The organism is Collinsella aerofaciens, assembly GCF_020181355.1.
Classification (GTDB): Bacteria; Actinomycetota; Coriobacteriia; order Coriobacteriales; family Coriobacteriaceae; genus Collinsella.
In genome coordinates this window covers 800570-816734 of the sequence record NZ_CP084004.1, presented here as the reverse complement: position 1 = coordinate 816734, position 16165 = coordinate 800570, and the positions used below count along the sequence as shown (strand labels likewise).

At 61.0% G+C, this 16165-nt stretch carries 15 protein-coding genes; 7 read left to right on the top strand and 8 right to left on the bottom strand.

Annotation, left to right across the window (positions count from 1 at the left end; genetic code table 11):
- Positions 1-12: 12 nt before the first annotated feature.
- Positions 13-765 (bottom strand): NAD-dependent protein deacylase, encoded by a 753-nt coding sequence (locus LCQ44_RS03550; RefSeq protein WP_138374317.1) that lies wholly within the window; start codon positions 763-765, stop codon positions 13-15.
- Positions 766-900: 135 nt separating this feature from the next.
- Here LCQ44_RS03550 and LCQ44_RS03545 point away from each other — a divergent pair, with 135 nt between their 5' ends.
- Positions 901-1719: an exodeoxyribonuclease III gene (locus tag LCQ44_RS03545; protein WP_138374316.1), complete on the top strand. Its 819-nt coding sequence runs from the start codon at positions 901-903 to the stop codon at positions 1717-1719.
- 150 nt (positions 1720-1869) lie between these two features.
- Here LCQ44_RS03545 and LCQ44_RS03540 read toward each other — a convergent pair whose 3' ends face one another.
- Genes LCQ44_RS03540 through LCQ44_RS03530 form a run of 3 tightly spaced genes read right to left on the bottom strand, consistent with a single transcriptional unit; the run spans position 1870 to position 5118 of the window.
- Positions 1870-2583: a DUF6580 family putative transport protein gene (locus LCQ44_RS03540; RefSeq protein ID WP_006235785.1), complete on the bottom strand. Its 714-nt coding sequence runs from the start codon at positions 2581-2583 to the stop codon at positions 1870-1872.
- 4 nt (positions 2584-2587) lie between these two features.
- Positions 2588-4231: an ABC transporter ATP-binding protein gene (locus tag LCQ44_RS03535; RefSeq protein WP_138374315.1), complete on the bottom strand. Its 1644-nt coding sequence runs from the start codon at positions 4229-4231 to the stop codon at positions 2588-2590.
- Positions 4231-5118 (bottom strand): energy-coupling factor transporter transmembrane component T, encoded by an 888-nt coding sequence (locus tag LCQ44_RS03530; protein ID WP_225094074.1) that lies wholly within the window; start codon positions 5116-5118, stop codon positions 4231-4233. The genes LCQ44_RS03535 and LCQ44_RS03530 overlap by 1 nt, the downstream gene beginning before the upstream one ends.
- Before the next feature lie 199 nt (positions 5119-5317).
- On the opposite strand from LCQ44_RS03530, the gene glmU reads away from it, so the two are divergent.
- From glmU to gltA, 6 genes are all read left to right on the top strand, one after another.
- Positions 5318-6730, top strand: coding sequence for a bifunctional UDP-N-acetylglucosamine diphosphorylase/glucosamine-1-phosphate N-acetyltransferase GlmU (gene glmU, locus LCQ44_RS03525; RefSeq protein WP_225094073.1), 1413 nt, complete (start codon positions 5318-5320; stop codon positions 6728-6730).
- A 192-nt stretch (positions 6731-6922) separates the two neighbouring features.
- Positions 6923-7909: a ribose-phosphate diphosphokinase gene (locus LCQ44_RS03520; RefSeq protein WP_006235790.1), complete on the top strand. Its 987-nt coding sequence runs from the start codon at positions 6923-6925 to the stop codon at positions 7907-7909.
- A 563-nt stretch (positions 7910-8472) separates the two neighbouring features.
- The gene (locus LCQ44_RS03515; RefSeq protein WP_225094072.1) at positions 8473-9489 is read left to right on the top strand and encodes an endonuclease domain-containing protein; all 1017 of its coding nucleotides are present in this window, start codon (positions 8473-8475) and stop codon (positions 9487-9489) included.
- Between the two features lie 351 nt (positions 9490-9840).
- Positions 9841-10470: an aminoacyl-tRNA hydrolase gene (gene pth / locus LCQ44_RS03510; RefSeq protein WP_192923914.1), complete on the top strand. Its 630-nt coding sequence runs from the start codon at positions 9841-9843 to the stop codon at positions 10468-10470.
- A 361-nt stretch (positions 10471-10831) separates the two neighbouring features.
- Positions 10832-11671, top strand: coding sequence for a sulfide/dihydroorotate dehydrogenase-like FAD/NAD-binding protein (locus LCQ44_RS03505; RefSeq protein ID WP_006235793.1), 840 nt, complete (start codon positions 10832-10834; stop codon positions 11669-11671).
- Positions 11662-13071: an NADPH-dependent glutamate synthase gene (gene gltA / locus LCQ44_RS03500; protein WP_225094071.1), complete on the top strand. Its 1410-nt coding sequence runs from the start codon at positions 11662-11664 to the stop codon at positions 13069-13071. The genes LCQ44_RS03505 and gltA overlap by 10 nt, the downstream gene beginning before the upstream one ends.
- Positions 13072-13199: 128 nt before the next feature.
- Here the strand turns inward: gltA and LCQ44_RS03495 are convergent, their stop codons facing one another.
- From LCQ44_RS03495 to LCQ44_RS03480, 4 genes are read right to left on the bottom strand one after another with little or no spacing between them, the layout of a single operon-like run.
- The gene (locus LCQ44_RS03495; RefSeq protein ID WP_117759545.1) at positions 13200-13823 is read right to left on the bottom strand and encodes a cytidylate kinase-like family protein; all 624 of its coding nucleotides are present in this window, start codon (positions 13821-13823) and stop codon (positions 13200-13202) included.
- 48 nt (positions 13824-13871) lie between these two features.
- Positions 13872-14510 (bottom strand): amino acid ABC transporter permease, encoded by a 639-nt coding sequence (locus LCQ44_RS03490; RefSeq protein ID WP_006235796.1) that lies wholly within the window; start codon positions 14508-14510, stop codon positions 13872-13874.
- 3 nt (positions 14511-14513) lie between these two features.
- Positions 14514-15260, bottom strand: coding sequence for an amino acid ABC transporter permease (locus tag LCQ44_RS03485; protein ID WP_035136546.1), 747 nt, complete (start codon positions 15258-15260; stop codon positions 14514-14516).
- A 25-nt stretch (positions 15261-15285) separates the two neighbouring features.
- Positions 15286-16161, bottom strand: a complete 876-nt coding sequence (locus tag LCQ44_RS03480; RefSeq protein WP_225094070.1) for a transporter substrate-binding domain-containing protein — start codon at positions 16159-16161, stop codon at positions 15286-15288.
- Positions 16162-16165: the final 4 nt, after the last annotated feature.

Sequence of the window (16165 nt, the reverse complement as noted above, 5' to 3'; positions counted from 1 at the left end):
CGCGCGCGCGGGCTAGAACGCAAACGCGGCCGCGATGTCGCAAGAAATCAGCAGGTCGGCATTTGCATCCTGATCGGTGGGAGCAAGGTTGCAAATGGCCAGCGTATCGCCGGTAAAGTAACGCGTAAGGCCCGCCGCCGGATACACCACGAGCGAGGTCCCGCCCACGATGAGGGCATCGGCCGCGGCGATGGCGGCAACGGCACCGGTCAACACATGCTCGTCGAGCGGCTCTTCGTAGAGCACCACATCGGGCTTAATGCGCCCGCCGCACGCAGGACACACGGGCACGCCCGCGGCGTCCTCGTGCTCGCGCGAGCAAATCCATTCGGCGCTGTAGACTGCGCCGCACGTCTGGCAGACATTGCGGTGGACCGAGCCATGCAGCTCGAACACGCGCTGCGAGCCGGCCATCTGATGCAGGCCGTCGATATTTTGCGTCACCACGGCATTCAGCTTGCCGGCGCGCTCCAGCTCGGCCAGCTTGGTGTGGCAGCGATTGGGCTTGGCGCCAAGCGCGATCATCTTGGTGCGGTAGAAGTCGAAGAACTCGGCCGGATGCGCCTCGTAAAAGCTATGCGACAGCATGGTCTCGGGCGGATAGGCAAACTGCTGGTGATACAGGCCGCCCACGCTGCGGAAATCGGGGATGCCACTTGCCGTGGAAACACCAGCGCCGCCAAAGAAGACCACGCGCTTGTGGGTGTCAAACAGATCCGCCAGCGCGGCGGAGGCCTGCCTGGGGTCCGATATTGCCTGCGTCATATGAGTCCTCCGTCCTTGTTAGTCGGGCAGCGTTGAGCGACGTCCCAGCATGCGGCCTTTAAGTCAGCATGCGCGGATCCCACCCCGCCCCTGTTGCGCTAATCTTAAGCCTGCCAACCCCGTCGAAAGGACACCATGCCTCAGACTTACACTTTCGCCTCGTGGAACGTCAACGGCCTGCGCGCCGTGCTCAAAAAGGACCCGAGCTTTATCCAGATCGCGCAAGAACTCGACGTCGATATCCTGGCACTGCAAGAGACCAAGTTGCAAGAAGGCCAGGTCGATATTGACCTGCCCGGCTATCACCAAACCTGGAGCTACGCCGAGCGTAAAGGCTATTCGGGCACCGCGGTCTTTAGCCGCCAGGAGCCGCTGCGCGTACTGCGCGCCGATGCGCTGCTGCCCTACGCCGGCGGAGGCGAGGCGGCCGTGCTCGTCGCCCAAGTCGCAACCGAGGGCCGCGTCTGCGCGCTCGAGTTCGACAAATTCTGGTTTGTGGATGTCTACACGCCCAACGCACAAAATGAGCTCGCGCGCATCGACGTGCGTATGGCCTGGGACGATGCCTACCGCGGCTTTTTGAACGCGCTCGAGCGCGAGACCGGCAAACCCGTCGTAACCTGCGGCGACTTTAACGTGGCGCATGAGGAGATCGACCTTAAGAACCCCAAGTCCAACCGCGGCAACGCAGGCTTTTCGGACGAGGAACGCGGCAAGTTTACCGAGCTGCTCAACGCCGGCTTTACCGATACCTGGCGCGCGGCAAACCCCGACGTCGAGGGCGTCTACAGCTGGTGGAGTTATCGCTTTAATGCCCGCAAGAACAACGCCGGCTGGCGCATCGATTACTTTCTGGTAAGCGATTCGATCGCCGCCAACGTTCGCGACACCGGCATCCGCGGCGACATCTTTGGCAGCGACCACTGCCCCGTCACCCTCACGCTAGAGCTCTAGCCCCAAGTAATTCCTCTAGGGGACAGAGGAAAACAGATCATGTGACCCCTCTCCCTCTATAAGGTGCGGTGGAATAGTTCCTGTTTGGGCAGCAAATAGCCAAAAACGAGAACCATTCCACCGCAAGCTCGTGAGGGAACGCGAAATGCCTTACAGCCCGTATTTCACGACGACACGGTTAATGCGACGGCACCAAGGCTTGTACAAGGCAGCCAAGAACACGCAGGTCGCGAGGCCGTGTGTGATATCGAACGGCACTGCCGTGGCAAGACGTGCCATGGCACCCGCCCACGTGAGCGGTTGAACAAAACCGATAATGTCGTAGGCGTTGATCACAACGCCGTACAGCAAACCCGAAGCAAAGCCGTAGGTCAGCAGCGCCGGCATACGCACGGTGCCATCGGCGCGATCAAAAGCGCCGGCATGCGCCAGCGCACCGCCAACGTATCCCACGAGCCCCCAGGCATACATCTGCCACGGCGTCCACATGCCCTGCCCAAAAAAGAAATTGCTGGTCAGCGCCGCCAACGCACCGACCATAAAACCATTGCGGCGACCAAGCGTCGCCCCCGCGATAATGGCGATGGCACTCACGGGTTTAAAGTCGGGAATGGGGCCAAACAAGATGCGCCCCGCCGCGGCCAATGCTGCCAGAACCAGCGTGGGCATAATCTGGCGCAAACCCGGACGAGATGCCTCGTAACCCGCAAAGAACAGCGCGAGCACCAGCGCCACCACAACCAGCATGGCCAATGCTGCCTGCTCAACACCCGACAGCAACGCGGCAGCCATCACCGCCGGCACCGCCAACAACAGCGGGACCTCCAGTTTTGCAAGCAAGCGCGCGACGCGATAATCCGTCATCCCATCACGCCCTATAAAACACGTTATCGGCAAAGAAGTCGGCCGGCGGCTCCATGCAGGCAATCTCGCCGTCAAACATCATGACGACGTCGTCGGCTACCTGCTCGGCAAAGTCCAAATCGTGCGTAGCCATGATGACGGTGCCGCCAGCCTTCGCATGGTCACGCAGGGCGCGGGCAATGATGCGGCGGCTGAACAGGTCTAGACCCTTGGTGGGCTCATCGAGCAATAGCAGTTCGGGGCCGATTAGCAGCAGTTTTGCCAATGCAAGCAGTTGACGCTGCCCGCCCGAAAGATCGTACGGATGGCGTCCATCCAGACCCGACAACCCCAAGCTCGCCGCACGCTCCCGCGCCAAGTTCTCGTCATATCCGCAGGTCGAGGCCCATTCCATCAGCTCATCGCGAACCGTCTCGGCAACCAGCAATGCTTTGGGATTCTGAGGCAGCAGCGCCGCCGAGGCCGCTCCGCGCACCATGCGGCCGCGCTGCAGCTTGGCGGTCTTCGCCAGCACCGAGAGCATCGTCGACTTGCCGCAGCCGTTACCGCCAACAACCGCATGCACCGCACCGGCCGAAAACGACGCATCGAGCCCACGCAACACCCAGCCGGACGCTCGATCGTAGCGAAACCAGCCTTCCGACAGGGTGGTAGCCGACCCGCCGTGCATTTTTTGGAGTATTCTGCTTCCATCCGTGCGCGAGAAGGCTTCCGAGCCGTTCTCGAGCGACGTTTGCGCCACAAATTCGGACGATTTGTCCAATTCCGAACTTTTTTTCGCGCTCGATACGTCCCCGGGCGGCTCCAGAGAACCCAAATTGTCCTCACGCCTGCTGAATACTCCGTTTTTTGCACATCGGATGGCACCCCACCCCAACATGTCATCGGAAAACAGCGATTCTCGGCGTCCCAAAGAAGACATATCCGCCACCTCGCGCACGCGACCGCCCTCAATCCGGTGCGTACACGTCGCATACTCGAGCATCGGCCGCGGCTGATGCGTCGCCACAACAACCGTGCAGCCCAGCTCGCGATTCACACGAAACAGCGCGTGCAGGAAATTCTTCTCCGCAACCGGATCAAGCTGAGACGTGGGCTCGTCGAGCAGCAGCACGCGCGGGCGCAACGCCAGAACGGCCGCCAACGACAGCAACTGTTTGCGACCACCCGAAAGCGTGTCAGTATCGCGGTGAAGCCAATCTTCCAGCCCAAAGAAATAGCTGGTCTCAGCTACGCGACGGCGCATCTCATCACGTGCTAGCCCCAAGTTTTCCAGGCCAAACGCCATCTCGTGCCACACGGTTTCGCACACGATCTGGTTCTCGGGATCCTGGAACACATAGCCCACGCGCTCCGCCGATGCCCGCACATCCATGTCGGCGACGGGCTCGCCCAGCACGCGCAGCTCGCCGGAGCGCGTACCCGCCGGCGCGATCTCGGGCTTGAGCAGCGACAGCAGCGTCGACTTGCCCGAACCGGTACCGCCAACAAGCAGTGCAAACGCACCTTGGGAAACACGCCAATCAAGCCCCTCGAGCACCGGTGCCTCGGCCCCGGGATAGGCAAAACTAAGGCCTCGCACCTCAATCGCCGGCGCGGCCGAGCCATATGCCACACCCGCCGCCGAGCTCCTATCCAACCGAGCCATCAGCCAAACCTCTTCTCATCAATCGCGTGCGACGCGCAAGGCAGCATCATCCAGGCAGCGTACACGACATAGCCCAGCCACGGCGCCGGCACCGATAGTTGCGGGTAAAACGAATACTGCATCGTCGCAGTCCACGCCACTGCCGTCGTGGCCATGCCAAACAGCGCAAGTCCAACCAGCGCGGCAACATCGCCGCGCCCCAGCCGATACCGCGCATACGTCGTTCGACGCGTCGCGGCGCCCCACCCACGGGAGCGCATGGCGTCCGCACGCTCCAGCGAATCTTCCATGCCCCAGCCCATCAACACGCTCGACGCCCGCAGGCGCGATCGCACGGGATCGGTGGGCGCGCGGCCCGGCACATCAATCGCATCCTGCACCGCCAGCACCGTACGACCGCGGCGTAAAAACTGCGGGATAAGCCTCATGCACATCGAGATCATGAGCGCAATCACCGGTGCGGCATTGCCCAGCAGCGCGAGCACCTTGTCGTATTCGAGCATCGACGCCGCGGCCTCAAACCACAGCACGCTCGCCACAAACAGCCCGCCCATGCACAGGCCGTATACCATGCTTTCCAGATACACCGCGCGCATGCCAATACGGAACAGCTCCGTCGAGCCCGAGGCGCTAAACAGCGGATTGACCAGCGCGATAATCAAAATCACCGGCAGCTGCCAGCGGAGTGCGCCCAGCGTGCGGGCAGCCCCGCGCGTCGCAAATCCATACGCCAGCCCGCCCGCAAGTGACAGCGCAATCAGCACCGGCTGCATCGAGAACATGGTGAGCCCCAGCGTCAGCACCATGTAGAGGGCCGGCACAGCCGGATGCGACATCGAGAATGCCGCGACGGGCTCGCCGCCAAACTCCTCTTGTATGTTGTCCACGGGCACCCCCGTCCCCTCGCTCAAACGACAGCTCCGCAGCACCGCCAACGCCGCACGCAAGCAGCGCAAACGCCACGCCGGCGGCACCGACATCGGCCGCCATGAGCCAATCGCTACGCGCTCAACATATGCCTGCGGTATCATATTGCGCCGTGTATCGTTTCCAAACACACGTCTCTATAACGTAACAGGAGATCACATGGACGCAACCGCAATTATCCTCGCTGCCGGCGAGGGCACCCGCATGAAGTCGAACCACTGCAAGGTTTCGCACAAGATCCTGGGCAAGCCCATGGTCCAGTGGATCGTCGACGCCACCATCAAGGCCGGCTGCAGCCGCGTCGTGGTCGTCATCGGCAGCCACGCCGACGAGATGCGCGCCCTCATCGACGGCGCCTATGCCAACAGCGCCACCAAGGTCGAGTGCGTTGAGCAGACCGAGCGCCTGGGCACCGGTCACGCCGTGAAGGTCGCGCTCGAGGCCTGCGGCATCACGCAAGGCCCCGTCGTCGTGCTCAACGGCGACCTGCCGCTCATCACCGCCGACACCGTCGCCAAGTTCGCGCAGACCGTCGCCACCGGCGAGCTCGCCTGCACCGTCATGACCATGACCCCGCCCGACCCCTTCGGCTACGGCCGCATCAAGCTGGGTGCCGACGGCCAGATCGAACGCATCATCGAGCAGAAGGACTGCACACCCGAGCAGGCCGCCACGCTGCTCGAGTGCAACGCCGGCTGCTACGCCTTCGACGGCGCGCAGCTCGCCGCGCACATTGACGAGATCGGCAACGACAACGCGCAGTCCGAGTACTATCTGCCCGACATGCTCGAGATCCTCAAGGGCCACGGCCAGGCAGTCTCCATCTTCCACTGCGACGACTACCGCGACGGCCTGGGCGTCAACAGCCGCATCCAGCTCGCGCAGCTCACCGCCATCGCGCGCGACCGCATCAACGAGCACTGGATGGCCGAGGGCGTTACCTTCATCGACCCCACGCAGGCCTGGATCGGCCCCGATGCCGTCATCGGCCGCGACACCATCGTGTGGCCGCAGACGCATCTGATCGGTCACGTCACCGTGGGCGAGGAGTGCCAGCTCGGCCCCAACAGTCGCCTCACCGACACCACCGTCGGCAGCGGCTGCACCATCGATGAGACCATCGCCATCGAGGCCGTCATCGAGAACGGCGTCGACTGCGGCCCGCGCGCCTACCTGCGCCCGGGCACCCACATGCTCGACGGCTCCAAGGCCGGCACGCACGTGGAGATCAAGAAGTCCACGATCGGCGAGGGTTCCAAGGTGCCCCACCTGTCCTACATCGGCGACACCACCATGGGCTCCGGCGTCAACGTGGGCGCGGGCTCCATCACCTGCAACTACGACGGCGTCCACAAGCACAAGACCGTCATCGGCAAGGATGCCTTCATCGGTTCCGACACCATGATGGTCGCGCCCGCCCAGATTGGCGACGGTGCGCTCGTGGCCGCCGGCTCCGTCATCACCGAGCCGGTTCCGGCCGACGCACTCGGTCTGGGCCGCGCCCGTCAGGTAAATATTGAGGGCTGGGCCGCCGATTATCGCCGCCGTCTGCACGAGGACGACGAGGCATAACGCTTTACCAAGCACAAAAGGAGCTGTTCCATGGGGACGGCTCCTTTTTCTATCGTGACCTGCGCGACCGGATGAGTGGTCGGTTCGTGTCCGTTGACGGTAAAGACGTTATCAAGACTCGATAAACCCCGCCGCACGGTTACAATGCAAAAAGGCATCTATATGGCATTCGATGTATAAAGGAGAAGGGTAATGCCGATTAATGATCCCGAGAAGTCGGAGAATATGCGCAAGTCCATCCGCGTGTATTCCGGTTCCTCCAACCGTCCCCTCGCTCAGAAGATTGCTGAGTACCTTGGGGTCGAGCTTTCGGGCCTTACGCTAAAGCAGTTCGCCAACGGTGAGATTTACGCCCGCTACGACGAGACCGTCCGCGGCGCCGACGTCTTCCTGATTCAGTCCGTGGCTGGCGGCAACGTCAACGACATGCTCATGGAGCTGCTCATCGCCACCGACGCTGCCAAGCGCGCATCCGCCCGCTCCATCACCGCCGTTATCACCCACTACGGCTATGCCCGCCAGGACCGCAAGGCCGGCCCGCGCGAGCCCATCACCGCCCGCCTCGTCGCCAACCTGCTCGAGCGCGCCGGTGTCGACCGCATCATCACCCTCGACCTGCACCAGGGTCAGATCCAGGGCTTCTTTGATATCCCAGTTAACCACCTGTCCGCACTGCCGCTGTTTGGCCAGTACTACAACGACATGCACTTCGACACCGACAACCTGGTTGTCGTCTCCCCCGACGTGGGTCGCGCCAAGGCCGCCAAGAAGCTGTCCGACATGCTCGGCTGCGACCTGGCCATCGCCCACAAGGGCCGTCCGCGCCACAACGCCGCCGAGGTCATGGGCATCATCGGTGACATCAAGGGCAAGACCTGCGTCATCAACGACGACATGATCGACACCGCTGGCACCCTGTGCGCCAACGTCAAGGAGCTCAAGGCTATGGGCGCTGGCGACATCTACGTCTGCGCCACCCACGGCATCTTCTCCGGTCCGGCCATCGAGCGCCTGAACGACGCCCCGATCGTCGAGTGCGTCGTCACCGACGCCATTCCCGTCGAGGTGGGCGGCAAGATCAAGACCATCTCGGTCGCCGAGGAGTTCGCTCAGGCCATCTCCGCCGTTTACCACGAGGAGCCCGTCTCCACGCTCGTCGGCGGCGACTTCGCGCTGTAATCCAACGCATATCGCATCATCTTTGATGTTTTTAAAGGGCCGGAAGCTCGCTTCCGGCCCTTTTTCCATCCCTCGCCAACCTTCCCTGGACAGTTAGTTCAGATACGTATTTTTTAAAGCTCCAAAGGACCGTTCGGAGCCTTCTGAGCTCCCCGGCGGATGCCCCGCCGTCCAAAGCTCATCGTTTTCGAGTACAACCGCCGCATATTTACCCTCAAATCGCCCTTAAAGCCCCTTAGAAACGCCTCGATCGCCCGCCGCCTTGTACGTATCTGAACTAACTGTCCGGTAGCTATCGTCAACCTTCGCGGCAGAGCTCAATATCCTGCAATCCCCTCAACCGATTTCTACCGATTTCATAACACCCAGCCGTTCATGGCGCGCAGCGCCCCGCTGAGCGAAAAGAACGGTATGGCGGTCGCATTCTGCCGCCAACTTAGTACGTTATAGCCATGACGACCGTGATTTCACATTTCTCCGCCCTCCGCGCAATGCGTCGCGCACGACGGACGTACTCTGCCCTACCCTGGGACTCCGTTGATAGTGGACAGCAAGCACAGGCCTTGGCTAGCTGCATTCCCAATAATGACGCGATAGACTTTGACGCACTTTCGATACTCGATGCCTGGGATGAAGATGATTTCGAACTACTCGATCTTCTCGTTTCAGACGAAGACAACAGACGCCCCGACAAGCGGCTTCTTCAGCATATTCTCACCGCTCCGCTTCCTGAAGGTGCAATTATGCACGTCGAGGCCGACATCTACGCAACGTCTCCTGCCGTGACAGCCATGCTTTGTTCCAAAAATGAATCAGTCGCCAAAACCTTGATGCTTCTCATGGAGCTGCTCGGAACCTACTCCCTTCCTCCCGGGGCAACATACCCCATTGCCCATGACGACATCTGGCCCAAGGGCGATGGCTGCGCAGCGACGGGCGATCTTGATTGCTTGGGCAACCAGTCGGTGGTCGAGCAACAGAACGAAACCCGCTATGAACAGGCACACTACAAATGCGAGCCCGCCACAACTATCGAAGAGCTTGAGGTGGTTGCACGCTTCGCCAAAAGTAGCTCATACACATCGTTTCGCACGGCAGTCAAACTTGCCCGACCCGGATCTGCATCCCCAGCCGAATCCCTAATGTTTGCCGTTCTCGGAGCGCCCATGCGCTTTGGAGGATTCGGATGTTGCAGTCTGCCCATGGGAGGCCTGCTACTCAACTATCGAATCGACTTCGACACTCTTGCGGTCAACATGTCCTCGGGCATCCCCTATGCCATCTGCGACCTATATTGCCCGGCAGCCGGAGTCGACAACGAATACAACGGAATTGGGCATGAGCTTCAAAACGCTCGCATCCACGATGGCAATCGAAATAATGGCCTCAAGGCAATGGGCATCCACGTCCTGGTTATCAATCGCGACCAAATGAAAGACCTTGTTGCACTCGAAGCCTTCGCCCAAACGATGCATCGACTCGCGGGAGTCCGATTCCGATACCGTATCAAGGGCCATCGCAAGCGTCAGGCCGCTTGGCTCAACGCTCTGCGGGCCGGAATCGGCCTTGCACCGGTCTAAACGGCGAATCACCCGTGCGCCGTCAAACAGGGCTGGACAGTTAGTTCAAATACGTATAAATGGACACATTGAATTAGGCTGTTTTGCAGTTATCTCTATACCATTCGCCCTATTTGAAGGCAGGATAGACTTCAAAACAGCGCCATATGGACTAACTAAAGCTCCAAAACAACGTTTCAGTATTGAATTGAGCACTTCGAGTCCTCGGAACTTATACGTATCTGAACTAACTGTCCACCTTGGATTTCGACGGCTGTCCAAACGCCCCCAAACAACCTCAATTGCCCTCCATTTGACAGCGGCAACAGGGTCGCTCACCATAGCAGGCGACAAATCAACGAAAGGATGAACATGGCAGCTGCACAGCCGCTTAAGATTCGCATGGTTGCCGGACTTGGCAACCCTGGCGATGAGTATGCCGAGACCCGCCACAACGCCGGTTTTAAGGCGATCGACGAGCTGGCCCGTCAGGCCGGCGTCACGTACTGGAAAAACCAAGCAGGCGCCGAGGTCGCGCTCATCAATATCAACGATGCCGAGGAAGAGGGCGGCAAGCGCCAGATCGTGCTGGTCAAGCCGCAGTCGTACATGAATACCTCGGGTGGCCCCATCTCCAAGCTTTGCCGCGAATACAAAATCAAGGCCGAGGAGCTACTCGTAATCCACGACGAGCTCGATATTCCCGCCGGCGACGTGCGTGTTAAGGTGGGCGGCGGCCATGCTGGCCATAACGGCCTGCGCTCCATCATCGACAAGATGGGCAGCCGCGACTTTAGCCGTATCCGCACCGGCATCGGCAACCCTCCCGGCAAGATGGCCGTGGCAGACTACGTGCTCAAGCAGCTGCGCGCCCGCGAAGCCGAGGATTTCCAGGACACCTGCGCCCGCGCCGCAGATGCCGCCGGTCTGGCCATCGTCCACGGCGTAATCTACGCCCGCGATCACGTAAACGGCGCCGCTTCCGCCAACGGGAAGCACTAAAACCTACCATTTAGGGACAGGTTTATTTTGGCAGCTTTTATCTGCGGAAACGCCGCAGTCGATACATCGCAATAAACATGCTGCCACCATACATGCATAACGCCCCAAAGGGGGCCGGCCTCAACGAAGCGCGAGGCCGGCCCCCTTTGCCGTTTTGCCTGATAAAACCGACCAAAATAAACCTGTCCCTTTTTGGCAGGTCACTTTTCCCGCCTGCCAAAGATACACGTAAGCGACATTGCCATGAGGGTATAATTTGCACCGTATGTCTGCACAACGCCTGTGCGCGTACGGTTTTACTCGGGCTACCGTCCATTTCCGTGGAGGCACGGTTCGGCAGCCCTAACAAGAGAGGGGTTCTATGTATAAGATCCTGGAGAAGACGCAGTTCTCGGAGAAGGTGTTCAAGTTCCGCATCGAGGCGCCCGCAATCGCCAAGCATGCGCACGCTGGACAGTTCCTCATGGTTCGCGCCAACGAGACGGGCGAGCGTGTCCCGTTTACCTTAGCTGGCTGGAACGGTGACGAGGGCTGGGTCGAGTTCATCTTCATGGTGATCGGCAAGACCACCGAGATGCTTTCCACCTACGAGGCCGGCGAGTCGCTGCGCGACGTCGTGGGCCCGCTGGGCGTTCCCACCGAGATGGCCGAGGGCCCCTGCGCCGTCATTGGCGGCGGCGTCGGCCTGGCAATTGCCTTCCCGGTCGCCAAGCACCTGGTCGAGACCGGCCACGAGGTGCACGCCATCATGGGCGCCCGCACCAAGGACCTCCTGCTCATGGAGGACCAGTTCCGCGAGCTCCTCGACGAGGACCACATCCACATCACCACTGACGACGGTTCCTACGGCGAGCAGGGCGTTGTCACCGCTCCGCTGGAGCGCCTGCTGCAGGACAAGGCCGTGAGCCAGGTCTTCTGCGTCGGCCCCGTTCCGATGATGAAGTTCTCGACCCTCACCGCCCAGAAGTACGACACCCCCATCACCGCGTCGCTCAACCCCATCATGGTTGACGGCACCGGCATGTGCGGCTGCTGCCGCGTCGAGGTGGGCGGCGTGACCAAGTTCGCTTGCGTCGACGGCCCCGACTTCGATGCCACCCTGGTCGACTGGGATGACCTTCGTGCCCGCCAGGCCGCTTACCGTTCCGAAGAGGGCGAGTCCCTCAAGGCCTATGAGGAAAAGAGCTGCGCATGCCACTAGTTAACGGTCGTTTCGTTGCCGATATGAAGTCGCCCCGCACCCCCGATAACGAGGAGCCGGCTGCCGAGCGCGCCTGCGACTTCCGCCCCGTCGACAAGGGCTTCACCGAGGAGATGGCGCTGGCCGAGGCCGAGCGCTGCCTCAACTGCAAGAAGCCGTTCTGTGTTGAGGGCTGCCCCGTCAACATCAACATTCCCCGCTTTATCGAGCAGATCCGCGCGAAGGACTTCGGCGGCGCTCTCGATACCATCCGCGAGGACTCCATGCTTCCCGCCATCTGCGGCCGCGTCTGCCCGCAGGAGAACCAGTGCGAGGGCAAGTGCATCCGTGGCAAGAAGTCCGAGCCCGTGGCCATCGGCCAGCTCGAGCGCTTCCTGGGTGATCGCCCCGAGCTCGCTTCCACGCCCAAGATGGCTCCCAAGAACGGCAAGAAGGTCGCCGTCGTCGGCTCCGGCCCGTCCGGCATCACCTGCGCCGGCGAGCTCGCCCGCAACGGCTTTGACGTTACCGTCTTTGAGGCCTTCTTTACCGGCGGCGGCGTGCTGGTCTACGGCATCCCCGAGTTCCGTCTGCCCAAGGCAGTCGTCAAGCGCGAGATTGACGGCCTAGAGGACATGGGTGTCAAGTTTGAGTACAACTCCGTCGTGGGCAACATGGCCACGGCCGAGGAGCTGTTCGAGCAGGGCTTCGACGCCATCTACGTGGCGACCGGCGCTGGCCTGCCCAAGTTCCTCAACGTCCCCGGCGAGAACCTGCCCAACGTCTTCTTCGCGAACGAGTACCTCACCCGCGTGAACCTGATGAAGGCCAACAAGTTCCCCGAGTACGACACCCCCACCAAGCACGGCAAGAACGTCGTCGTCTTTGGTGGCGGCAACGTGGCTATGGACGCCGTCCGCACCGCCAAGCGTCTGGGCGCCGAGCACGCCATCATCGCCTACCGCCGTACCGAGGACGAGATGCCCTGCCGTCGCGCCGAGCTGCACCATGCCAAGGCCGAGGGCGTCGAGGTTCTGCCGCTCGTCTCCCCGCTCGAGTTTGTCGCTGGCGAGGACGGCTCCGTGTGCGCCGTCAAGGTCCAGAAGATGGAGCTCGGCGAGCCTGACGAGTCCGGCCGTCGTCGCCCGGTGCCCATCGAGGGCGCCATCGAGGAGATCCCCTGCGACGTCGCAATCTCGGCTATCGGCACCAACGCCAACCCCTTCGCAAAGAAGATCGGCGGCAAGATGGAGCTCAACAAGTGGGGCTACATTGTTGCCGACGAGGAGACCGGCCAGACCACCGATCCCCGTATCTGGGCCGGCGGCGACATCGTCACCGGTGCCGCTACGGTCATTCTGGCGATGGGCGCCGGCAAGAAGGCCGCCGCTTCCATCACCGAGAGCCTACTGGGCGAGTAATCATCCGCAGCGCTAGCTACCAAACGGCAAAGTCCCCGTCGAGCACACGCCCGGCGGGGACTTTTTCTATGCCGGCCGCCCAAACCACCACAAAGGTGCCTGTCCCCTTTGTGGTGGTTTTTGGTCGGTTAAGCCTCGAGTTGCGCCACTTTGTAGCGGTAGGCGGCGGCGATAACGTCTTTACAGCCCTCGCGTCCCAACTTGGCGCGGTTGACGACGATGTCTTTGCCGCTCGTCATCTTCCACTTTCCGGCGCTGTAGCGCTTGTAGAACGCCTCGCGCGCCTTCTGCTGCTGCTTGACCAGCTTGGCGCCCTTCTTTTTGTTAAGTCCACGCTTCTTGCGCACGATCTCGACGCGGTCCTCAAAGGGTGCGGTCACCAACACGGCAATATGGTTGGGGTTGTTACGCAGCAGGTAATCGGACAGACGGCCTTCGATAATGCAGCTCTCGGTCTCGCCCAGATCCAAAATCACCTGGCTCATCTTTTGGAACAACTTGTCCGAGTACGAGCGCGCATCGTAGCGGTCGGGCAGGAACGCCATGTTCTCCACGGCCAGACGTTCGTCATAGGCGGCCATCTTATCGAGCGACTCGCCCGCGCGCAGAGACGCGCGCACCAGCAGCTCGTTGTCGTACAGCGGAATCCCCAACTCGTCGGCAAGCATGCGACCAATCTCGTGGCCCTCGGCGCCAAAGTCGCGCGCGATGGTAATGACCACAGGATTCTTCTTGTTCTCCAGATCGCTCATCGTGATTCCTTTCTCTATGTGGCAAAGGGGCTGTCCCTTTGCCACATTCTACGCTGCCACCATTCGCCTCTGATATGCGCGAACCAGCAGCGAGATACCAAAGTTGAGCACAAAGTACATCGCAAACACCAGGCCGTAGAGCATAAGCACCTGCGACAGATCGATCGCGTGGGCCATCACGACGTTTGCCGTGTACATGAGCTCGGCCACGTTAATGCCCGAAAGATACGAGCTGTCCTTAATGACGGTCGTGCACTGGCTAAACAGCGCCGGAATGATCGTCTTAAATGTCTGCGGCAGAATGATGTAGCGCATGGTGGCAAAGAAGCCAAAACCCTGGCTCTGCGCCGCCTCAAACTGGCCGCGCGGAATCGAGTTGAGGCCGCCGCGCACAATCTCGGCCATAACGGCGCTGGTAAACAGCGTAAAGGCGATGGTCGAAATCACAATGTCCAAACCCTGCACCGTAAAGTAGATAAACAGGATCCACAGCAGGTTTGGCGTGCAACGGAACAGCTCGATATAGGCGCTTACCAAAATACGGAACGGGCGGGGCGCATAGCTCTTAACGAGCGCCAGTACCGTGCCAAAGATCAGCGAGAAAAAGATCGACAGCGCCGAGATCTCGATCGTCTTAACAAAGCCGCCCCAAATGTAGAGCAGGTTGGTCGCGTTGAAGATTTCCATGCGCTAGGCCTCCTCTACGTTGTCGAGCCCCAGCTCGGCCAGACTCACGCCGCGCGGACGCTCCTTGGAGCGGCGCTCGAGCCACTGCACCAGCATGGCGAGCGGAAAGCAGATGATGAAGTACATAAGGCAGCAGACGATGTATCCCTGCAGGTAACCGTACAGACTCACAAAGTTGTCGGAACGGTACATAAGGTCGCCGCCGGCCACAAGTGCCAGCACCGACGTGTTCTTGACCAGGTTGAGCGCCTGGTTACACAGCGGCGGCAGAATGATCTTGAATGTCTGGGGCAGCACGATGTACCAGTACGCCTGCGCACGGGTGAAGCCCTGGCTCTGGGCCGCCTCCATCTGACCGCGCGGAACCGCCTCGATACCAGTGCGGATGACCTCCGAAATGTAGGCCGCGTGATACAGACCCACGCCCAAGAAGCCCAGCACGAACGGCGCGATGCGCACCGGCTGGTCGGCACCGGTTATGGCCTGCAAAAACTGCGGACCGGCCATGTACATAAAGAGAACCTGTACGGGCAACGGGGTGTTCTGGTAAAACTCAACGTACACGCGGCTTATGGCGCGCAGCACGCGCGAACGAGTGGTAGAGAACACGCCCAGCAGCGTGCCCAGCACCAGCGACAGCAGCAGACCGGCAACGACCACTTGCAGCGTCACGCCAAAGCCCTCCCAGAAGGGCCCCATGTTTTGAAATGTCGTCGACCAACGGTCGGCGTCAAATAATCCTTCGAGCATTTGATTCCTTCCTTGGACGATGCGCCTATACGAGACCCCAGGTCTTGACCTCTTGGTCGAGCCAGCCATCGGCCAGGCGATCGCAAATCACCTGATCGACCACGGCCGAAAGGTCGCAGCCCTTCTTGGTCGCCACGCCGTAGCCCTGCTCGCCAAACTTGACCTCGGGCTGCAGCAGCTCAACGGTCTCGTTCATGTAACCGGCCAGCGTGGAGCGGTCCATGGCAAAGACGTCGATATTGCCGGCATCGAGCGAACTCTTGATGATGGGGTAGCCGCTAAAGGCCCTAAACTCGGGCTTGCAGCTAAAGCCGTTGTCCTTGATCATCTGCTCGATCAGGCCCTGCGTGGTGGCACCCTGGCTCACACCAATGACCTTACCATCCAGATCCTCAATCGAGGTAAAGCCCGAACGCTTCTTGACCATGAGTCCCACGTAGTCGGTGCGGTACGGCGTCGAGAAATCCCAGCTCTTCTTGCGCTCGTCGGTGATGGTGTAGGTCGCCGCGACCACGTCAAGTTGGCCGTTATCGATCAGCGGACCGCGCGTCTTGGGCGTTACGTCGGCAAACTCGACAAGCTCCTGGGCGCGGGCCTCCTTGTAACTCACGCCAAAGACGGCAGCGGCGATCTGGTAGCACAAATCGACTTCCATGCCCTCAAAGCGGCCCTTGGCGGTGTCGTAATAGCCGTAGCCGGGAACATCCTTCTTAACGCCGGCATTCAGATGGCCGCGCGACTTAATGGCCGCAAGCTTGGACCCCTTGTCGGAGCCCTCGCCGCTGGTGGAGTTGCCGCAGCCGGTAAGCGCGGTCCCCGTCAGCGCGAGCATGCCGGCGCCCGCCAGCTGCAAAAAGTGACGGCGCGACACGGCCGCCCTCGTCATATCCGTCATGTCCATCACC